The organism is Mesorhizobium sp. YL-MeA3-2017, from assembly GCF_030814575.1.
GTDB lineage: Bacteria > Pseudomonadota > Alphaproteobacteria > Rhizobiales > Rhizobiaceae > Mesorhizobium > Mesorhizobium terrae.
Genome location: NZ_JAUSVH010000001.1, coordinates 5226767 through 5246664, shown reverse-complemented (window position 1 = coordinate 5246664; position 19898 = coordinate 5226767). Strand labels below are relative to the sequence as shown.

General features: G+C 62.5%; 16 protein-coding genes and 3 tRNA genes. 3 read left to right on the top strand and 16 right to left on the bottom strand.

From position 1 onward, the window contains the following. Positions 1-97: 97 nt before the first annotated feature. The 11 genes from rpoC to tuf form a co-directional block, all read right to left on the bottom strand. Positions 98-4294 carry a DNA-directed RNA polymerase subunit beta' gene (gene rpoC / locus QFZ88_RS24770; RefSeq protein ID WP_024927088.1) on the bottom strand — a complete coding sequence of 1399 codons (4197 nt, stop codon included), beginning with the start codon at positions 4292-4294 and terminating at the stop codon, positions 98-100. A gap of 129 nt (positions 4295-4423) precedes the next feature. After that, positions 4424-8560 (bottom strand): DNA-directed RNA polymerase subunit beta, encoded by a 4137-nt coding sequence (rpoB, locus tag QFZ88_RS24765; protein ID WP_024927087.1) that lies wholly within the window; start codon positions 8558-8560, stop codon positions 4424-4426. A 230-nt stretch (positions 8561-8790) separates the two neighbouring features. Further along, positions 8791-9168 (bottom strand): 50S ribosomal protein L7/L12, encoded by a 378-nt coding sequence (gene rplL / locus QFZ88_RS24760; protein WP_024927086.1) that lies wholly within the window; start codon positions 9166-9168, stop codon positions 8791-8793. A gap of 51 nt (positions 9169-9219) precedes the next feature. Further along, positions 9220-9738: a 50S ribosomal protein L10 gene (rplJ, locus tag QFZ88_RS24755; RefSeq protein WP_024927085.1), complete on the bottom strand. Its 519-nt coding sequence runs from the start codon at positions 9736-9738 to the stop codon at positions 9220-9222. 392 nt (positions 9739-10130) lie between these two features. Further along, positions 10131-10829: a 50S ribosomal protein L1 gene (rplA, locus tag QFZ88_RS24750; protein WP_024927084.1), complete on the bottom strand. Its 699-nt coding sequence runs from the start codon at positions 10827-10829 to the stop codon at positions 10131-10133. Positions 10830-10833: 4 nt separating this feature from the next. Continuing rightward, the gene (rplK, locus tag QFZ88_RS24745; RefSeq protein ID WP_024927083.1) at positions 10834-11262 is read right to left on the bottom strand and encodes a 50S ribosomal protein L11; all 429 of its coding nucleotides are present in this window, start codon (positions 11260-11262) and stop codon (positions 10834-10836) included. A gap of 171 nt (positions 11263-11433) precedes the next feature. Next, positions 11434-11973 (bottom strand): transcription termination/antitermination protein NusG, encoded by a 540-nt coding sequence (gene nusG / locus QFZ88_RS24740; protein ID WP_024927082.1) that lies wholly within the window; start codon positions 11971-11973, stop codon positions 11434-11436. A 25-nt stretch (positions 11974-11998) separates the two neighbouring features. Further along, a complete protein-coding gene (secE, locus tag QFZ88_RS24735) occupies positions 11999-12202 on the bottom strand; it encodes a preprotein translocase subunit SecE (RefSeq protein ID WP_024927081.1) in 204 nt (67 codons plus the stop codon). 343 nt (positions 12203-12545) lie between these two features. Continuing rightward, positions 12546-12621, bottom strand: a tRNA-Trp gene (locus QFZ88_RS24730). 154 nt (positions 12622-12775) lie between these two features. Beyond that, positions 12776-13258: a group II truncated hemoglobin gene (locus QFZ88_RS24725; protein WP_024927080.1), complete on the bottom strand. Its 483-nt coding sequence runs from the start codon at positions 13256-13258 to the stop codon at positions 12776-12778. A 170-nt stretch (positions 13259-13428) separates the two neighbouring features. Then, positions 13429-14604 (bottom strand): elongation factor Tu, encoded by a 1176-nt coding sequence (gene tuf / locus QFZ88_RS24720; RefSeq protein ID WP_065998099.1) that lies wholly within the window; start codon positions 14602-14604, stop codon positions 13429-13431. A 357-nt stretch (positions 14605-14961) separates the two neighbouring features. On the opposite strand from tuf, the gene QFZ88_RS24715 reads away from it, so the two are divergent. After that, positions 14962-15192 carry a DUF680 domain-containing protein gene (locus tag QFZ88_RS24715; RefSeq protein ID WP_024926512.1) on the top strand — a complete coding sequence of 77 codons (231 nt, stop codon included), beginning with the start codon at positions 14962-14964 and terminating at the stop codon, positions 15190-15192. Between the two features lie 96 nt (positions 15193-15288). Here QFZ88_RS24715 and QFZ88_RS24710 read toward each other — a convergent pair whose 3' ends face one another. Beyond that, positions 15289-15543: a GlsB/YeaQ/YmgE family stress response membrane protein gene (locus tag QFZ88_RS24710; RefSeq protein WP_024926513.1), complete on the bottom strand. Its 255-nt coding sequence runs from the start codon at positions 15541-15543 to the stop codon at positions 15289-15291. Positions 15544-15677: 134 nt separating this feature from the next. On the opposite strand from QFZ88_RS24710, the gene QFZ88_RS24705 reads away from it, so the two are divergent. Next, a complete protein-coding gene (locus QFZ88_RS24705; protein WP_024926514.1) occupies positions 15678-16121 on the top strand; it encodes a YidB family protein in 444 nt (147 codons plus the stop codon). Between the two features lie 89 nt (positions 16122-16210). Here QFZ88_RS24705 and QFZ88_RS24700 read toward each other — a convergent pair whose 3' ends face one another. After that, positions 16211-17548, bottom strand: a complete 1338-nt coding sequence (locus QFZ88_RS24700) for a sensor histidine kinase (protein WP_307420660.1) — start codon at positions 17546-17548, stop codon at positions 16211-16213. 131 nt (positions 17549-17679) lie between these two features. Then, positions 17680-18354 (bottom strand): response regulator transcription factor, encoded by a 675-nt coding sequence (locus tag QFZ88_RS24695; protein WP_024926516.1) that lies wholly within the window; start codon positions 18352-18354, stop codon positions 17680-17682. Positions 18355-18629: 275 nt separating this feature from the next. On the opposite strand from QFZ88_RS24695, the gene QFZ88_RS24690 reads away from it, so the two are divergent. Further along, complete coding sequence (locus QFZ88_RS24690) at positions 18630-19253, top strand: class I SAM-dependent methyltransferase (RefSeq protein WP_024926517.1); 624 nt, start codon at positions 18630-18632, stop codon at positions 19251-19253. A gap of 259 nt (positions 19254-19512) precedes the next feature. On the opposite strand, the gene QFZ88_RS24685 is transcribed toward QFZ88_RS24690, so the two are convergent. Then, positions 19513-19586 (bottom strand) — tRNA-Gly (locus tag QFZ88_RS24685). 122 nt (positions 19587-19708) lie between these two features. After that, a tRNA-Tyr gene (locus QFZ88_RS24680) sits at positions 19709-19793 on the bottom strand. Positions 19794-19898 lie beyond the last annotated feature (105 nt).

Genomic DNA, 19898 nt, shown 5'->3' with positions numbered 1-19898 from the left:
GGCTTGAACACCACGGTCTGGCGCACTGGCCAGCCGCACACCGCCAAAAAAGAAAAAGGGGCCGAAAGGCCCCTTTTCCGTGTCGTTTTACCGTCGCTTACTGCGCGGCGGTGACCATTTCGGTCAGCATCGGTTCTGCCACTTCCGCGCCGGACGTCTTGCGACGCTCGTCGAGGATAAGCTCGTCGCGATGCGTCGCAATGCGACGGATCTGGCTCATCTGGCCACCGGTACCGGCCGGGATCAGACGGCCGACGATGACGTTTTCCTTCAGGCCCTGCAGCATGTCGGTCTTGCCGGCAACGGCAGCTTCCGTCAGCACGCGGGTCGTCTCCTGGAAGGAGGCGGCCGAGATGAAGGACGGCGTCTGCAGCGAGGCCTTGGTGATGCCGAGCAGCACCGGCTGGCCGGCCGCAGGCTTCTTGCCTTCCTCAATCAAACGCTCGTTGATCTCGTCCAGCTCGATCACGTCGACATGGTCACCCGGGATGTAGGTCGAGTCGCCCTGCTCGGTGATTTCCACCTTCTGCAGCATCTGACGAACGATCACCTCGATGTGCTTGTCGTTGATCGTCACGCCCTGCAACCGGTAGACTTCCTGGATCTCGTTGACGAGGTAGGAAGCCAGAGCCTCCACGCCCTTGATCGCCAGAATGTCGTGCGGCGCCGGATTGCCGTCGAGGATGTAGTCGCCCTTCTCGATGACGTCGCCGTCCTGGAGATGGAACGGCTTGCCCTTCGGGATCAGGTATTCGACCGGCTCCAGCGTCGAGTCATGCGGCTCGATGATGATGCGGCGCTTGTTCTTGTAGTCGCGGCCGAAGCGGACCGTACCATCGATCTCGGCGATGATGGCGTGATCCTTCGGACGACGAGCCTCGAACAGTTCGGCCACGCGCGGCAGACCACCGGTGATGTCCTTGGTCTTGGCGCTTTCCATCGGAATACGGGCAAGCACGTCGCCCGGCTTCACATGTGCACCCGGCTCGACCGAGAGGATCGCCTCGACCGAGAGCAGGAAGCGGGCGTCGCCGCCCTTCGACAGCTTGCCGACCTTGCCCTTGGCGTCCTGAACGACCATCGCCGGCTTGAGGTCCGAACCGCGCGGCGTCGACCGCCAGTCGATGACCTCGCGCTTGGTGATGCCGGTCGACTCGTCGGCGGTTTCCTGAACGGAAATGCCGTCGACCAGATCCTCGAACGCCACGCGACCCTCGATTTCGGTGAGGATCGGACGGGTGTAGGGGTCCCACTCGGCGATGCGCTGGCCGCGCTTCACCTTGTCGCCATCGTCCACGAAGATACGCGAACCATAGGTGACGCGGTGCGTGGCGCGTTCCTTGCCGGTCTCGTCGAGGATCAGGATCGCCATGTTGCGGCCCATCACGACGAGGTTGCCGTCGGAGTTGCGAACCACGGCGCGGTTGCGCACCGACACCGTGCCTTCATAGGACGCCTCGAGATAGGAGGAGTCCACCACCTGGGCGGTACCGCCCATGTGGAAGGTACGCATGGTGAGCTGCGTGCCCGGCTCGCCGATCGACTGCGCGGCGATGACGCCGACAGCTTCGCCCTGGTTGACCGGAGTACCGCGTGCCAGATCGCGACCATAGCAGACCGCGCAGACGCCGGTGCGGACGTCGCAGGTCAGCGCCGAGCGGATGCGGACCGACTGCACGCCGGCCTTTTCGATCAGCTCGACATCGCGTTCGTCCATCAGCGTGCCGGCCTTGACCAGCGTATCGCCGGTGACCGGGTGGTTGATGTCGTCCAGGGCCGTACGGCCGAGAACGCGCTGGCCGATCGAGGCGACGATCTGGCCGGCATCGACGATCGGCTGCATGGTGAGGCCCTTGTCGGTGCCGCAATCAACCGAGTTGACGATGCAGTCCTGCGCCACGTCGACCAGACGACGGGTCAGATAACCCGAGTTCGCGGTCTTCAGAGCGGTGTCGGCCAGACCCTTACGGGCGCCGTGCGTGGAGTTGAAGTACTCCAGAACGGTGAGGCCTTCCTTGAAGTTCGAGATGATCGGCGTCTCGATGATTTCACCCGACGGCTTCGCCATCAGGCCGCGCATGCCGGCGAGCTGACGCATCTGGGTGGGCGAACCACGCGCACCCGAATGCGACATCATGTAGATCGAGTTCATCGGCTTTTGACGGCCGTTGGCGTCGAACTCGACCGCCTTGATGCGGCCCATCATTTCGTCGGCGACCTTTTCCGAGCACTTGGCCCAGGCGTCGACGACCTTGTTGTACTTCTCGCCCTGGGTGATCAGGCCGTCATTGTACTGCTGCTCGTATTCCTTGGCCAAAGCCTCGGTCTCGGCGACCAGCTTCTCCTTGGTGTCCGGGATCAGCATGTCGTCCTTGCCGAACGAGATGCCGGCGCGGCAGGCATGGGCGAAACCGAGCGCCATGATGCGATCGCAGAAGATGACCGTCTCTTTCTGACCGCAGTGGCGGTAGACGGTGTCGATCATCTTGGAGATGTTCTTCTTGGTCATCTCCTGGTTGGCGGTCTCGAACGGCACGTTGACGTTCTTCGGCAGAAGTTCGCCGAGGATCATGCGGCCGGGCGTGGTGTCATAGATCTTCGACACGACATTGCCTGCCGCATCGACGGTCCTGAAACGGCCCTTGATCTTGGCGTGCAGGGTGACGGCCTTGGTCTCCAGCGCATGCTGCAATTCGCCCATGTCGGCGAACGCCATGCCCTGCCCCGGATCGTTCTCGTTGACGATCGAGAGGTAATACAGACCCAGAACCATGTCCTGCGACGGCACGATGATCGGCGCGCCGGAGGCCGGGTGCAGGATGTTATTGGTCGACATCATCAGCACGCGGGCTTCGAGCTGCGCTTCCAGCGACAGCGGAACGTGGACCGCCATCTGGTCGCCGTCGAAGTCGGCGTTGAAGGCCGTGCAGACCAGCGGATGCAGCTGGATCGCCTTGCCTTCGATCAGGGTCGGCTCGAACGCCTGGATGCCCAAGCGGTGCAGCGTCGGTGCGCGGTTGAGCAGCACCGGATGCTCGCGGATGACCTCGTCCAGGATATCCCAGACTTCCGGACGCTCCTTCTCGACCAGCTTCTTCGCCTGCTTGACGGTCGAGGAGTAACCCTTGGCGTCGAGGCGGGCGTAGATGAAGGGCTTGAACAGCTCCAGCGCCATCTTCTTCGGCAGGCCGCACTGGTGCAGCTTCAGCTCCGGACCGGTCACGATGACCGAACGGCCGGAATAGTCGACGCGCTTGCCGAGCAGGTTCTGGCGGAAGCGGCCCTGCTTGCCCTTCAGCATGTCGGACAGCGACTTCAGCGGACGCTTGTTGGCGCCGGTGATGACGCGGCCGCGGCGGCCGTTGTCGAACAGTGCGTCGACGGCTTCCTGCAGCATGCGCTTTTCGTTGCGCACGATGATGCCGGGCGCGCGCAGCTCGATCAGGCGCTTCAGACGGTTGTTACGGTTGATGACGCGGCGATAGAGATCGTTCAGATCCGACGTCGCGAAGCGGCCGCCATCCAGCGGAACCAGCGGGCGCAGATCCGGCGGAATGACCGGGACGACCTTCATGATCATCCATTCCGGACGATTGCCGGATTCCATGAAGTTCTCGACCACCTTGAGGCGCTTGAGATACTTCTTCTGCTTCAGTTCCGACGTGGTCGAAGCAAGCTCGGAGCGCAGGTCGCCCGCGATCTTTTCCAGGTCCATGCCGGCCAGAAGGTCATGAATGGCCTCGGCGCCGATCATGGCGGTGAACGAGTCCTCGCCATATTCGTCGACGGCCATCATGTACTCTTCCTCGCTGAGCAGCTGGTGCTCCTTCAGCGCGGTGAGGCCGGGTTCGGTGACGATGTAGTTCTCGAAGTAGAGAACGCGCTCGATGTCCTTAAGGGTCATGTCGAGCAGCGTGCCGATGCGCGACGGCAGCGACTTCAGGAACCAGATGTGGGCAACCGGAGCGGCGAGCTCGATGTGACCCATGCGCTCGCGGCGCACGCGCGACAGCGTGACTTCGACGCCGCACTTTTCGCAGATGACGCCCTTGTACTTCATGCGCTTGTACTTGCCGCACAGGCACTCGTAGTCCTTGATCGGACCGAAGATGCGCGCGCAGAACAGACCGTCGCGCTCGGGCTTGAAGGTACGGTAGTTGATCGTCTCCGGCTTCTTGATCTCGCCGAACGACCAGGACAGAATCTTGTCAGGCGACGCCAGCGAAATCCGGATGGAATCGAACACCTGCGCAGGCGCCTGCGGGTTGAAGAGATTCATGACCTCTTGGTTCATGCCATTCTCCTTTTCGGGGTCCTCGAAAACCCCTTTGCATGTGACTGCGAGCCACCGCTCGCGAAGGCCGGCGTGAGCCGGAAAATCCGTGGCAGGCGCCGATGAACTCCGCGCCTGCTTTGTGCCGTGTTACTCGGCCGCGTCCGGCAGGCTCTGCGGGCCGGCGTCGACCTTGGTATTTTCAAGCTCGACGTTGAGGCCCAGCGAGCGCATTTCCTTGACGAGAACGTTGAAGCTCTCCGGAATACCCGCCTCGAACGTGTCGTCGCCGCGCACGATCGCTTCGTAGACCTTGGTGCGGCCGGCGACGTCGTCCGACTTCACCGTCAGCATTTCCTGCAGGGTGTAGGCGGCGCCGTAGGCTTCCAGCGCCCAGACCTCCATTTCGCCGAAGCGCTGACCGCCGAACTGCGCCTTACCGCCCAGCGGCTGCTGGGTGACGAGCGAGTACGGGCCGATCGAACGGGCGTGGATCTTGTCGTCGACCAGGTGGTGAAGCTTGAGCATGTAGATGTAGCCCATGGTCACCTTGCGGTCGAACGGCTCACCGGTACGGCCATCATACAACTGAGACTGACCGGAAGTGTGCAGGCCAGCCTGCTCCAGCATCTCGTTGATGTTGACCTCATGCGCGCCGTCGAACACCGGGGTCGCGATGGAGACGCCGCGCTTCATCTGCTCGCCGAGGCGAACGATGGACTCGTCGTCATACTCGCGGACCGGCTCGTTGCGGTCGTTGGCCGGGATGATCTGCTCGATCGTCTGGCGCAGCGGCTTGATGTCGCCACCACCCTTATAGGCTTCGATCAGCTCGCCGATCTTCCTGCCCATGCCGGCGCAAGCCCAGCCCAGATGCGTTTCAAGGATCTGGCCGACGTTCATGCGCGAAGGCACGCCCAGCGGGTTGAGCACGATATCGGCATGCGTGCCGTCCTCGAGGAACGGCATGTCCTCGACCGGAACGATGCGCGACACGACACCCTTGTTGCCGTGACGGCCGGCCATCTTGTCGCCCGGCTGCATCTTGCGCTTCACCGCCACGAAGACCTTGACCATCTTCATGACGCCCGGAGGCATTTCGTCGCCGCGCTGCACCTTCTCGACCTTGTCCATGAAGCGCTGCTCGAGCGCCTTCTTGGAATCGTCGTACTGGCCGCGCAGAGCTTCGAGCTCGCCCTGGAGCTTCTCGTTCTCGACGGCGAACTGCCACCACTGCGAACGCGGATAGTCGTCCAGCGTCTCCTTGGCCAGCGTCGTGCCCTTCTTGAAGCCCTTCGGCCCGGCGATAGCCTCCTTGCCGATCAGCACGTCGGAGAGACGGGCATAGACGTTGCGGTCGAGGATGGCCTGCTCGTCGTCGCGGTCCTTGGCGAGGCGTTCGATCTCCTCGCGCTCGATCGCCATGGCGCGCTCGTCCTTCTCGACGCCGTGGCGATTGAAGACGCGCACTTCGACCACCGTGCCGAAGGTGCCCGGAGGCATGCGCATGGAGGTGTCGCGGACGTCGGAAGCCTTTTCACCAAAGATGGCGCGCAGAAGCTTCTCTTCCGGCGTCATCGGGCTTTCGCCCTTCGGCGTGATCTTGCCGACTAGGATGTCGCCCGGCTGCACTTCCGCGCCGATATAGACGATGCCGGCTTCGTCGAGGTTCTTCAGCGCTTCTTCCGAGACGTTCGGAATGTCGCGCGTGATTTCTTCCGGCCCGAGCTTGGTATCGCGCGCCATGACCTCGAACTCCTCGATGTGGATCGAGGTGAAGACGTCGTCGGCGACGATGCGTTCGGACAGGAGGATGGAATCCTCGTAGTTGTAGCCGTTCCACGGCATGAACGCGACGAGCACGTTGCGGCCGAGCGCCAGATCGCCGAGATCGGTCGACGGACCGTCGGCGATGATGTCGCCCTTCTCGATGCGGTCGCCCACCTTCACCAGCGGACGTTGGTTGATGCAGGTCGACTGGTTCGAGCGCTGGAACTTCATCAGGCGGTAGATGTCGACGCCGGACTTGCCCGGATCGAGATCCTCGGTAGCGCGGATAACGATACGGGTCGCGTCCACCTGGTCGACGATGCCGGTGCGGCGGGCGCCGATGGCGGCGCCCGAGTCACGGGCGACGATCGGCTCCATGCCGGTGCCGACGAACGGAGCCTCGGCGCGCACCAGCGGCACGGCCTGACGCTGCATGTTCGAGCCCATCAGAGCGCGGTTGGCGTCGTCGTTTTCCAGGAACGGGATCAGCGCTGCTGCGACCGACACCATCTGCTTGGGCGAAACGTCCATCAGGTCGACGTTTTCGCGCGGCGCCATCATCACTTCGCCGGCGTTACGGCAGATGACGAATTCGTCGACGAAACCACCGTCCTTGTCGAGCTCGGCGTTGGCCTGGGCAACGTAGTGCTTGGCCTCTTCCATAGCCGACAGATAGACAACCTCGTCGGTCAGCTTGCCGTCGACGATCTTGCGGTACGGGCTCTCGATGAAACCGTACTTGTTGACGCGCGCGAAGGTGGCCAGCGAGTTGATCAGACCGATATTCGGGCCTTCCGGCGTTTCGATCGGGCAGATGCGGCCGTAATGCGTCGGGTGCACGTCGCGCACCTCGAAGCCGGCGCGCTCGCGGGTCAGACCGCCCGGTCCAAGCGCCGACAGGCGACGCTTGTGGGTGATCTCCGACAGCGGGTTGGTCTGGTCCATGAACTGCGAGAGCTGCGAGGAACCGAAGAACTCGCGCACGGCGGCAGCCGCCGGCTTGGCGTTGATCAGATCCTGCGGCATCACCGTGTCGATCTCGATCGAGGACATGCGTTCCTTGATCGCGCGCTCCATGCGGAGCAGACCGACGCGGTACTGGTTCTCCATCAATTCACCGACCGAACGGACGCGGCGGTTGCCGAGATTGTCGATGTCGTCGATCTCGCCCTTGCCGTCGCGCAGTTCGACCAGCGTCTTGACCACGGCCAGAATGTCAGCCTTGCGCAGCACGCGCACGGTATCCTCGGCGTCGAGTTCCAGACGCATGTTCATCTTGACGCGGCCGACGGCCGACAGGTCGTAACGCTCGCTGTCGAAGAACAGCGAGTTGAACATGGCTTCAGCCGTTTCCAGCGTCGGCGGCTCGCCCGGACGCATGACGCGGTAGATATCGAACAGCGCGTCCTGCCGGCTTTCGTTCTTGTCGACGGCCAGCGTGTTGCGGATGTAACCACCGACATTGATATGGTCGATGTCGAGGATCTGAATTTCCTGCTCGCCGGTGCCCAGAAGCACCTTCAGCGTCTTCTCGTCCAGCTCGTCGCCGGCTTCGAGGAAGATTTCGCCGGTGCCGTAGTTGACGATGTCCTCGGCCAGATAGCTGCCGAGCAGATCCTCGTCGGTCGCCTTGATCGCCTTCAGGCCCTTGTCGGCCAGCTGGCGCGCCTGACGGGCGGTGATCTTCTTGCCCTGCTCAACAACAATCTCACCGGTATCGGCGTCAACCAGATCGTTGACGGCCTTCAGGCCGCGGAAACGGTCCACGCTGAAGGGGATGCGCCAATGGTCGCCGGTCCGCTTGTAGGTGATCTTGTTGTAGAAGGTCGACAGGATCTCCTCGCCGTCCATGCCGAGCGCCATCAACAGCGACGACACGGGGATCTTGCGGCGACGGTCGATACGGGCGTGCACGACGTCCTTGGAATCGAACTCGATGTCGAGCCACGAACCGCGATAGGGGATGACGCGCGCGGCAAACAGAAGCTTGCCCGACGAGTGCGACTTGCCCTTGTCGTGGTCGAAGAAGACGCCCGGCGAGCGGTGCATCTGCGAGACGATGACGCGCTCGGTGCCGTTGACGATGAAGGTGCCGTTCATGGTCATGAGCGGCATGTCGCCCATATAAACGTCCTGCTCCTTGATGTCCTTGATGGACTTGGAGCCGGTATCCTCGTCGATATCGAACACGATCAGGCGCAGCGTCACCTTCAGCGGCGCGGCATAGGTCAGGTCGCGCTGACGGCATTCGTCAACGTCGAACTTCGGTGCCTCGAACTCGTATTTGACGAATTCCAGCATCGAAGAGCCGGAAAAGTCGGAAATCGGGAAGACCGACTTGAAAACGGCCTGCAGCCCCTCGTCCGGACGGCCGCCTTCGGGCTCGTCCACCATCAGGAACTGGTCATAAGATGCCTTCTGAACCTCGATCAGGTTCGGCATCTCCGCAACTTCCGGGATCTTTCCGAAGAACTTGCGTACGCGTCTGCGGCCATTGAAAGTCTGGGTCTGGGCCATCGTCGCTCCTTGGCTAGCTCTCTTGGGGCAGGCTTTCGCCTCGACCTGCCTTGCAATTCTCGACCGCTTCCGCCAGCGGCCCATCGGGTTGCCCCTCGCCTTGCGGCGCCGGGCCAGAACGGTTGAAAACCCGTTTCCTGAGAGCCGTCATCCGGCCCTCAGGAAAGAGGTTTTCACAGCGTCCTTTCAAGGACCGGCGGACGGCTGATGCCGTCCGCCGAAACCCTGAATTACTTCAGCTCGACCTTGGCGCCGGCTGCTTCCAGCTGGGCCTTGATCTTCTCGGCGTCAGCCTTGTTGGCGCCTTCCTTGACCGGCTTCGGAGCGGCCTCGACCAGGTCCTTGGCTTCCTTGAGGCCCAGGCCGGTGATGGCGCGCACTTCCTTGATGACTTCGATCTTCTTGTCGCCAGCGGCGGCCAGAATGACGTCGAATTCGGTCTTTTCCTCAGCCGGAGCAGCAGCAGCAGCACCGCCGCCAGCAGCAGCAACAGCCACCGGAGCGGCGGCCGAAACGCCCCACTTCTCTTCGAGGAGCTTCGACAGCTCAGCCGCCTCGAGGACGGTCAGCTTCGACAGGTCGTCTACGATCTTTGCCAGATCAGCCATTTTGATATTCCTTTATAAGGTTCGAACGTGTTGTTGTGATGAGGAACGGCCTCACGCCGCCTCGTCCTTCCGGGCATAGGCGCCAATGACGCGCGCGACCGAAGCCGCCGGTGCATTGACGATCTGAGCGATCCGGGTTGCCGGGGTGGCGATCATGCCAACCAGGCGGGCGCGCAGCTCGTCGAGCGACGGCAGCGAGGCAAGAGCCTTCACACCGTCGGCGTTGAGCGAGGTCGTGCCCATCGAGCCACCGAGAATGACGAGCTTGTCATTCCCCTTGGCGAAATCGGACGCGACCTTCGGCGCCGCAATCGGATCGTCCGAATAGGCAACCAGCGTCTGTCCCTTGAACAGATCGATGATGCTTTCGGATTCCGTGCCCTGAAGAGCGATCTTGGCGAGGCGGTTCTTCGCGACTTTGACGGTGCCGCCGGCCTGACGCATCTTCGTGCGAAGATCGTTCATTTGCGCGACGGTGATACCGGCATAGTGGGCCACGACGACTGAACCGGCGCCCTTGAAGGCGTCGTTCAGGCCCGTGACGAGTTCGCGTTTTTCCGCTCTGTCCACTGCCTATCTCCAGTTGACCACCTCCCCATTTGCGGGAAAGCAGTCGGGTTGCCTTTTGCCGGGCGGGCTATCCAGAAATTCCAGATCTCCCGAACGGCGCTCGAGGATCCTGCCCCCTTTCGCCACACCCGACAGGTTTCCCCGGCGCGATGCGCAGACAAAAGGCAAACACGGTTCGAACCTTCCATTGGAGCAGAGGCTCCGTTGTCTGGTCCTACCCCGTCTCATGCAGGCCGTATGATTAAGGTCCGCCCTTTCGGGACTAGGCCGCCTGCAATCTCGGACAGGATGCCGGATCTCTTTCGATTTCCGGCATCCGGGACCCGCTTGCGCGGAGCCCGGAATTCTTCAGGAGGATCAGCCCGCTAAAGGCCGATCCTCGATCAATCGTCTCAGGAAGCCGCGAGCGTCGCGACGTCCAGCTTGAGGCCCGGGCCCATCGTCGAGGTGACCGACACCTTCTTGACGTAGTTGCCCTTGGCGCCCGTCGGCTTGGCCTTGGTGACCGCATCGGCGAAGGCGCGGATGTTCTCTTCCAGAGCCTTGACCTCGAACGAGACCTTGCCGATGCCGGCGTGGATGATGCCAGCCTTCTCGACGCGGAACTCGACCGCGCCGCCCTTCGACGCCTTGACGGCGGCGGCGACATCGGTGGTCACGGTGCCGACCTTCGGGTTCGGCATCATGCCGCGCGGGCCGAGCACCTTACCCAGACGGCCGACGAGCGGCATCATGTCCGGGGTGGCGATGCAGCGATCGAAATCGATCGTGCCCTTCTGGACGATGTCGACCAGTTCTTCGGCGCCAACCAGATCGGCGCCGGCGGCCTTGGCTTCGTCAGCCTTGTCGCCACGCGCGAACACGGCGACGCGGACGTTCTTGCCGGTGCCGTTCGGCAGGTTGACCACGCCGCGGACCATCTGGTCGGCATGGCGCGGGTCGACGCCGAGGTTCATGGCGATCTCGACGGTCTCGTCGAACTTCACCTTCGAACGATCCTTGAGGATCTTGAGGGCCTCGCCCAGGGCATAGGCCTTGTTCGGGTCGATGCCTTCGCGGGTCTTGGCTACACGCTTTGCAATCTTTGCCATCGTCTTAGCCCACCACTTCCAGGCCCATCGAACGGGCGGAACCTTCGACCATGCGCATTGCTGCTTCCACGTCGTTGGCGTTCAGGTCCTTCATCTTCTTCTCGGCGATCTCGCGCACCTTGTCGCGGGCGATCGTGCCGGCCTTGACCTTGCCCGGCTCCTTCGAGCCCGACTTCAGGTTGGCGGCCTTCTTCAGGAAGTAGCTCACCGGCGGCGTCTTCATGACGAAGGTGAACGACTTGTCCTGGTAATAGGTGATGACGACCGGGATCGGAGATCCCTTCTCGAGTTCCTGGGTCTGCGCGTTGAACGCCTTGCAGAATTCCATGATGTTGATGCCACGCTGACCAAGCGCCGGGCCGATCGGGGGCGACGGAGTCGCAGAACCCGCGGCAACCTGGAGCTTGAGCTGGCCCGCTACTTTCTTAGCCATACTCTTTCCTGCCTTCAGTCATGCCGGCCTCTTCAGAACAAGAGAACACCGGCGGTTGCAGCCTGGTGGTTCGGTTCACGCGACCGGCTAAGCCGCGCTTGCCTCCCACCGCTCATGGCGACGCCAATGGCACCGCCCTCCGCCCCTCTTATCGAGGAGCGGAAATCCGGATCAGCCCTTTTCGACCTGACCGAATTCCAGATCGACAGGCACAGCGCGCCCGAAGATCGAAACTTCCACCTTGAGGCGGGCGCGCTCTTCGTCCACTTCCTGGACGAAACCGTTGAACGAGGCGAATGGCCCGTCCGAAACGCGCACCTGCTCGCCGATCTCGAAGGTAACCGACTGCTTCGGCCTTTCGACGCCTTCCTGCACCTGGTGCAGAATGCGCTCGGCTTCCTTGTCGGTGATGTGCATCGGCTTGGCCGTATGCTTGTCTTCACCGAGGAAACCCGTGACGCGCGGCGTGTTCTTCACCAGCGAGATGACCGCGTCGTTGAGCTCGGCCTTCATCAGCACGTAGCCCGGGAAGAACTTGCGCTCGGCGTCCACCTTCTTGCCGCGTCGAACCTCGACGACCTTCTCGGTCGGCACGACGATCTGCTCGATCCTCTCCGACAGGCCCTTCTGCTTGGCCTTGTTTTCGATGTCTTCAGCGACCTTCTTTTCGAAGTTCGAATAAGCGTGAACGATGTACCACCGCGCAGTCATCTATGAATTCCCTGTCCTGGTGGTCTTATTTGCCGATGCCGAGGATCATCTCGACCGCCAGACCCATGATCTGATCGGCAGCAAAGAAGAAGATCATGGCGATCGCAGCGAAGGCCAGAACCATGACCGTCGAAATCACCGTTTCGCGCCTGGAAGGCCAAGTGACCTTGGCGGTTTCCGCCCGCACCTGCTGAAGGAAGACGAAAGGATTGGATGTCTTCGACGCCATGTCCGCTCTGCTTTCAAGACCCGTTGACCGGATCTCCTGGATGATCCCGCCGGCCGGGACGTACCGCCGGATCGAATTCCAAGCCGAATCAGCAGGCCTTCGATCCATGCAAATCAGACGCGCAAAGCCGGCTTCCCAGCTCCACGCGTCGCGTGTCTGTCATGTCTACATAAAACCGATTCTTGATCCACGCAAGTGGCAAGCTTCCGCTTTATGACCAAACGCCGCATCGGAACCATCCAGTCGTTCCGTCCCGGCTATGGGGCCCTTATGCCCGAGAAACGCTCATATGGCAAGGCTTACGCCTGTTTCAAGGCCTGCGCTTCCGGGAATTTCGGGAGACTGGCAGGGGCAGCAGGGCTCGAACCCGCGACCTGCGGTTTTGGAGACCGCCGCTCTACCAACTGAGCTATACCCCTACAAATTGCTGCGCATCATCTGCGCGGCAGGCGCTTCCTAGAAGCTTCCGCGCCGTCTGTAAAGAGCCGTTTGCGCGTTGATGCCAGCCTATTGCGCGTCGATGCCGGCGCAGCAATTGCTGCGGGCACGAAGGCTCCCGGCTTCGCCTCGCTCTCAACTTTTGGCGGGCGGCGTGTAGGGCCCACCCGGCACGCCCCAACCCCATTGCGGCATCGGTTCCTGCTCGGGATCGCAGGTGGCGCCGAGCGTGGAGTTCATCCTGGCGAGGCGCGAGCCCCACTCGATATAGGCGGCGAAGGCGGAGCGGAATTCCGGATCGTCGGGCAGACCGACCTCGTCGGCGGCGTCCATCAACAGGCTGATCCAGCGGCGGCGCTGCTCCTCGGTCAGATGCCTGTCGAGATGGTGCATCACCATTTCACGATGGCCGCCATGCTGTTCGGAATAGGTCTTCGGCCCGCCGAACACCTCGCCGATGAAGGCCGCGACATGGGCGGGGTGATCCGACGACATCGCCTTGAACACCGGGCCGACGACAGGGTCCTTCGCCACCTTGGCATAAAAGGTGGCAGTCAGGCGGTTGAGGTTTTCGGACCCGCCGGCCCAATCGTAAAGTGTGGGTACATCCGCGGCCATGTCCGTCGTTTCCCTCGATTGTTCGAGCGACGACTGTCCCGGAATGGAGACAAGGACGCAAGCTGGCCGGACGGGCAGCAAAGCCCTCCATTCCCAATTGAACAATCGCCATCCCAAAACAAAAGGGCGACCCGAAGGCCGCCCTTTCGATTGGTCAATTGAAACGCCGATTACTCGACGATCGAAGCAACAATTCCTGCACCAACCGTGCGGCCGCCTTCACGGATAGCGAAGCGCAGCTTCTCTTCCATGGCGATCGGCACGATCAGCTCGACGTCAACGGTGATGTTGTCGCCAGGCATAACCATCTCCGTACCAGCCGGCAGCGTCACGATGCCGGTCACGTCCGTCGTGCGGAAGTAGAACTGCGGACGGTAGTTGGTGAAGAACGGCGTATGACGGCCGCCCTCTTCCTTGGTCAGGATGTAGGCTTCTGCCTTGAACTTCTTGTGCGGCTTCACGGTGCCGGGCTTGGCCAGAACCTGGCCGCGCTCGACGCCTTCACGGTCAACGCCGCGCAGCAGCGCGCCGATGTTGTCGCCGGCCTGGCCCTGGTCGAGCAGCTTGCGGAACATCTCGACGCCCGTGCAGGTCGTCTTCGAGGTCGGACGGATGCCGACGATTTCCAGCTCCTCGCCAACCTTGACGATGCCGCGCTCGACGCGACCGGTCACGACCGTGCCGCGGCCCGAGATCGAGAACACGTCCTCGATCGGCATCAGGAACGGCTTGTCGATCGGACGCTCAGGCGTCGGGATGTAGGCGTCGACCTCTTCCATCAGCTTGCGAACCGCGTTCTCGCCGATCTCCTTGTTGCTGTCCTCGAGAGCAGCCAGAGCCGAACCCTTGACGATCGGAATGTCGTCGCCCGGGAACTCGTACTTCGACAGAAGCTCGCGCACTTCCAGCTCGACCAGCTCGAGAAGCTCGGCGTCGTCGACCTGGTCGACCTTGTTCAGGAACACAACGATCGCCGGAACGCCGACCTGACGGGCGAGCAGGATGTGCTCGCGGGTCTGCGGCATCGGGCCGTCGGCGGCCGAAACGACCAGGATCGCGCCGTCCATCTGGGCAGCGCCGGTGATCATGTTCTTCACATAGTCGGCGTGGCCGGGGCAGTCGACGTGGGCGTAGTGGCGGGCCGGCGTCTCGTATTCGACGTGCGCCGTCGAGATCGTGATGCCGCGCGCCTTCTCTTCCGGAGCCGCGTCAATCTGGTCGTACGGGCGGTATTCGCCAAAATACTTCGTGATCGCCGCCGTCAGCGACGTCTTGCCGTGGTCAACGTGACCAATCGTGCCAATGTTCACATGAGGCTTCGTACGCTCGAATTTACCTTTTGCCATAGTCTCTTTCCTTGGACGGCCTGGACCTACGTTCAGTCGGATGCGCGGCGATTAGCGACAAAGGTCCAAAAACACAAGCCTCTTGTGGCCGGCGTCCGGACCCCGTCTGGATGCCGCCAGCGACGTGGGCAGGTTCAGTGCTGTGGATTTCCGTACATGTAGGAATTTTCACCTAGCGCGCAAGGGTATGTCGTCCCCTTGCGAAACCTGCCGAAACGCTCACAGCCAACCAACGATCTCGTGACCGGGCGCGAGGTTCTTGTGATTGGAAGCGCTGCCGACCCCGCCCCATCTCCGTCTTACCGAACGGTGCGATCCATCCGGGTGCAGCCGTTGTCTGGCAAAAAGGAGTATCCCATGAAGAAGATCGTCCTCATCGCCGCTGCCCTTGTCGTTGCGGCCTCCGGCAGCGCCTTCGCCGCGAACCAGAAGCCGCGTCCGCACAAACAGCAGGCCGTCGAGCAGGTCGACACCTCGACGACCGCGTCCACCAGCCAGATGTATGCCACGCCGCGCGTTTCGCCGACCGACAGGGATCCGTTTAAGATACCGGATGCCGGTTACGGACAGGGCATCTGGGGCAACTGACGATTGCCCAAAAACGCTCGGTGCAAATCGAGAAAGCGCGCCGCGGACCATGCCCGCGGCGCCCGAAACGCTTCGGAATTGACGGCGGCTACAGCGTCAGGCGCTGCGGCCACTGATGGCGTGATATGCCCACAACACAACGACAGCGCCGATCACGGCCACGATCAGGCTGTAGATATTGAGGCCGGTGACCCCCGCCGCGCCGAACGCGCTGAAGATGACGCCGCCGACGACCGCGCCGACAACGCCGAGCACGATATCCATCAGGAAGCCCTGACCACTCTTATTGACGATCTTGCTGCCGATGAAACCGGCGACCACGCCGAGGATAATCCAGCTGATGATTCCCATTGCGTTGCTCCATTCGCCCCCAGGCACCGAGACATTTCCATAGGACGCGGCAAAGCTCAAGCTGGCCTTGAATTTCGGCGGCGGACGGGCAATTGTCAGGGCGGGCCGGGTAACGTTCACAACGGAGATCCACGATGGGACTGTTCGACAACGCCGTTCCGGGCGGCAATATCACCAAGCCCCTGATGATCGCATTGGGCGCCCTGCTGGTCGGGAAAATGCTCAGCGGCGGCGGCTCTTCCTCACAGCAACAGGCTGCCCCCGCCCCGGCGGGCGGCGCCTCCGACGGCGGGCTGCTCGGCGGGCTTGGCGGCTTGCTCGACAAGCTGAAGGACGCCGGGCACGGCCAGACCGCCGATTCCTGGGTCGGCACCGGGCAGAACCAGTCGATCAACGCCAATGATCTCGGCCAGGCGCTGGGGCCGCAGGTCATCAAAGAGATCGCCGCCCGCACCGGCATGGACGAGCAGGAATTGCTGAAACAATTGTCCACCGCCCTGCCGGGCGTCGTCGACAAGCTCACCCCGAACGGTCAGGTGCCGTCGCGCAACCAGCTGGAATCTCTGTTCGGCAACTGAGGCCGGACAATTCTTGACCATTGAAACGGGCGCTACGGCGCCCGTATTTCGTCCGGATCGCGAAGCCGGCATTCCGCCGGTGCTTCTCGCTAACTATCGCTTTGACGTTCCGGGCACCTGGAAACTGGCGGGAAAATCATGCGCAGGCAGGCTCCCTTCGCCAGAGCGTCGGCTACCATCACGCGCCCGCCATGCAGTTCGACGATCGCCTTGACGAGGTTGAGGCCCAGGCCGGTCCCCTGACCGTGTGGCTGCAATCTGTGGAACGGCTCGAATACCCGCTCGCGATCGTTTGACGGAATGCCGGCGCCTTGATCACGCACTTCGATTGTCGCTGGAGCCGATATCTGCACTGTAATGGTGCCGCGTCTGCCGCCATAGTCGATGGCGTTTTGCAGCAAGTTGGTCAGCGCCCGTTCCAATGCAAGCTGGTCGCCCGAAACGACGGCGTGTTCGATATCGGTGTGGAACTCCATCTCATAGCCCGCCGAAAAGCCGAGCGGGCCCATGTCGAGCAGGACCTGCCGACCGATAGCGACGAGATCGACAGGCGCGAAACGGTCGGCCTGCTTGTCGAGGCGCTGCAGGTCGAGGAGTTGTTCGGTCAGGGTCGCCAATCGCGCAACATCTTCGCCCAGCCGCGCCTTTTCCGAACCGGTCGGCAGGGCCGCGACGCGCATGCTCAAAATGGCGACCGGCGTGCGCAGTTCATGTGCGGCATCCGCCAGGAAACGCTGGTGGCGTTCATAGCCCTCGTCGAGCCTGCCCAGCGCATCGTTGATGGCCTTGATCAGGGCGAGCACCTCCGAGGGGGCGTTGTCCACTGAAAGGCGCGTGGCGTGGCGGTCGATATCGATGCTTGCAGCCTGTTTTGCCGCATCGCTCAGCCCGGCAAGCGCACCACGCACCACAATCGGGGTGGCAACAAGAACGCCGACCGCGATGATGATCATGATCGGCACGACGAGCTTCAGAAACACCAGCGAAATGCCTAAGACGATTATGTGCGCAGGCGCCGCCGCTGCCGAGCCGGTCATGATCTGGACCTCGCCGGCGGCCGTGTCGATCCAGCGAACCCGTGCCGTCGGCAGATCGGCCGGGTCCCATATGTTCCAGCCAAGCCTTGCCTGGCCGATATCGTCGAGCGCATCGCCGATGGCGCTGAATTGCGGCGGAACGACGCCTTCGACAAGGCGATCACCCCGCCGGTCGTGAATGACAAACCACAAATCGGGTATCGCGGTTCGCAGAGCGATGATGTCGGCCGTTTGCCGCAGTTTCAGCGCGCCGCCGGGCGCGCGTTCCACAGCGGGGCCGAGAATTTCGATGGTGTTGTCGGGGGATTTGAAGTCGAAGAGATTGCCCGACCAGAAAAGCACGGCCATGACCGCAAGCAAGATGGTTGCCTGCAGTGTCAGCAAGCGCACGATCAATTGTCGCTTCAGCGTGCGGACCGGTCTCGCGGATCGGCCGCTTTGCCGCCTGATCTGCCGCCCGATATGACCGGAGATGTTTTCCTTAATGCCTTGTATGGCGCTTGGAATTCGCTCGGCAGTGATCATGGAACTTCTCGCAGCACATAACCGACGCCGCGGATGCCATTGACGACAACGCCCGCCTCGGCGTCGAGCAGCTTGCGGCGCAGACGGGAGATGTGGGTGTCCAGAGTGTTGGCCTGGATATCGTCGTCCAGGCCGAATACCGCCTCCATCAATGCCGGGCGGGGCACCATGCGCCCCATGCGGCGCATCAGGGCCTCCAGCACCAAAAGCTCACGGCGCGGCAAATCCAGCGGCATGCCGTCGACGCGCACGTCGCGCTGGTCGACGTCGAGCGTCAGCCGCCCAAGCCCGAGCGTGTCGGGCTGAACGTGACCCGGTCGCCTGAGGACGGCGCGCAACCGGGCCAGCAATTCCTCCAGGGCGAAGGGCTTGGCCAGGTAGTCGTCGGCGCCGCCGTCCAGGCCGGCGATGCGTTCGGCGAGGTTGCCGCGCGCCGTCAGCACGATAACCGGCATGGTCTTGCCATGCCCCCTGAGCAACGGAATGAGGGAGAGGCCGTCGCCGTCGGGCAGGCGCCTGTCGAGCAGGACGGCGCCGTGAACGCCTGCCATGGCTATGTCCATCGCCTGTGCGACGGTCAGTGCACGGTCGACGATCATGTCGTGTTTCTTCAGCGCCGCGCAAAGGGCCGAGGCGAATTCCGGCTCATCCTCCACCAAAAGCAGCCGCATGATTGTCCTTCTCAAAGCCGCTTGGTGGACCCGATCGCCAAGGCGCGGCCCCAACAATCATGGATCGACTGCTTGCCGGCAGCGCGCTTGTGACCGCGGCGCAAGATGGTGCCTGGAGCGTCGGCTCGCTCGGGCAAACCGCCAAAACATCCCGAGAAGCTCCTGGCCCGTAAGCCCTGAACCTTGCGGCAACATGACGTCGCCGTGCAATGCAGATGCCAGAGCGGCTTGCGACGAGGGTCTGGAACCCCCTCAGACCCGCAGAGCCGATCACCATGTTTCAGTCCGACATCATCACCTTTCTTCGCGCCTGGCTTACCGCACCCTTGCGCGTCGCCGCCGTCGCGCCATCCAGCCCGGCCTTGGCCAGGCTGATGACCAAGGAACTCACCTCAGGGAGCGGACCGGTTATCGAATTAGGGCCGGGCACCGGCGCTTTCACCCGCGCCCTCATTGCCTGCGGGTTGCAGCAGCGCGATCTGACGCTCATCGAATATGGCGCGGAGTTCGCCACGCTGCTCCAGCACCGTTTCCCCGACGCGCGCGTCGTGAACATGGATGCCGCCGATCTCGGCAGGGCCGGCCTGTTCTCGCGGCCCGACGTCGGCGCCGTCATCAGCGGCCTGCCGCTTCTGTCGATGCCCACCCACAAGGTCATCGCCATCCTTTCCGGCGCCTTTACCTATCTGAAGCCTGGCGGTGCCTTTTATCAATTCACCTACGGTCCGCGCTGCCCCGTACCCGACCGCATCCTCAAACCGCTCAATCTAAGGGCGGTGCATATCGGCCGCACCCTCCGCAACATCCCACCGGCGGCCGTCTACCGGATTGAACGCTGCGCCCAGGCAAATGACCTTGGACAGAAGGTGTTGCGGGCCGTTGCGGATAGCCGCGGCTGACATTTCCGCCAGACCGATCCGAACCGTTCCGTCGCCTGGCAAAAACAGAGCCAGGCGCCACGCGCCGAGACATATCCTCCCGCTCAGCATTTGTTCAAAACACCGTCATTGCGCAGCGATATCTCCACGACAACAGCCTAAAGGAAATCGCGCCGCAGCGGCTGCAAGGTCGAATCTCAGGCAGTGGTACGTCCGTGAAACGGCAGTGACCAGCTCAGCGAGCCAAATCGCAAAATAGCGCTGATTTCCATGGGAGATTTGGAGCGGGTGAAGGGAATCGAACCCTCGTATTCAGCTTGGAAGGCTGCTGCTCTACCATTGAGCTACACCCGCGCCGCGTCCGCATCCATAGATGAGATGGCGGCGTTCTAAAAGCCCGTTCCGCGAGAAATTTCGTCGCTGCGCCGCAGTCGGGCGCGGCGTGGTCGTCAAGCGAAATTCCTTAAAGGAAAGAGTGGTGGGAGAAGTAGGACTCGAACCTACGAAGGCGTAGCCAGCGGATTTACAGTCCGCCCCCTTTGCCGCTCGGGACATTCTCCCGTAACCGTTGCCATGCTCCGTTGAAGGAGCCGGCCTGCCCGATACCGGGCCGGAAACCGGGTGCCTTATGGCGGCTGGTACCTTATGTGTCAACCGCACTGTGAT

What these genes read in the sequence shown, in the direction of transcription:
- rpoC (WP_024927088.1), bottom strand. Translation starts at nt 4,294, where the DNA reads ATGAACCAAGAGGTCATGAATCTCTTCAACCCGCAGGCGCCTGCGCAG.
- rpoB (WP_024927087.1), bottom strand. Translation starts at nt 8,560, where the DNA reads ATGGCCCAGACCCAGACTTTCAATGGCCGCAGACGCGTACGCAAGTTC.
- rplL (WP_024927086.1), bottom strand. Translation starts at nt 9,168, where the DNA reads ATGGCTGATCTGGCAAAGATCGTAGACGACCTGTCGAAGCTGACCGTC.
- rplA (WP_024927084.1), bottom strand. Translation starts at nt 10,829, where the DNA reads ATGGCAAAGATTGCAAAGCGTGTAGCCAAGACCCGCGAAGGCATCGAC.
- rplK (WP_024927083.1), bottom strand. Translation starts at nt 11,262, where the DNA reads ATGGCTAAGAAAGTAGCGGGCCAGCTCAAGCTCCAGGTTGCCGCGGGT.
- nusG (WP_024927082.1), bottom strand. Translation starts at nt 11,973, where the DNA reads ATGACTGCGCGGTGGTACATCGTTCACGCTTATTCGAACTTCGAAAAG.
- secE (WP_024927081.1), bottom strand. Translation starts at nt 12,202, where the DNA reads ATGGCGTCGAAGACATCCAATCCTTTCGTCTTCCTTCAGCAGGTGCGG.
- QFZ88_RS24725 (WP_024927080.1), bottom strand. Translation starts at nt 13,258, where the DNA reads ATGGCCGCGGATGTACCCACACTTTACGATTGGGCCGGCGGGTCCGAA.
- tuf (WP_065998099.1), bottom strand. Translation starts at nt 14,604, where the DNA reads ATGGCAAAAGGTAAATTCGAGCGTACGAAGCCTCATGTGAACATTGGC.
- QFZ88_RS24715 (WP_024926512.1), top strand. Translation starts at nt 14,962, where the DNA reads ATGAAGAAGATCGTCCTCATCGCCGCTGCCCTTGTCGTTGCGGCCTCC.
- QFZ88_RS24710 (WP_024926513.1), bottom strand. Translation starts at nt 15,543, where the DNA reads ATGGGAATCATCAGCTGGATTATCCTCGGCGTGGTCGCCGGTTTCATC.
- QFZ88_RS24705 (WP_024926514.1), top strand. Translation starts at nt 15,678, where the DNA reads ATGGGACTGTTCGACAACGCCGTTCCGGGCGGCAATATCACCAAGCCC.
- QFZ88_RS24695 (WP_024926516.1), bottom strand. Translation starts at nt 18,354, where the DNA reads ATGCGGCTGCTTTTGGTGGAGGATGAGCCGGAATTCGCCTCGGCCCTT.
- QFZ88_RS24690 (WP_024926517.1), top strand. Translation starts at nt 18,630, where the DNA reads ATGTTTCAGTCCGACATCATCACCTTTCTTCGCGCCTGGCTTACCGCA.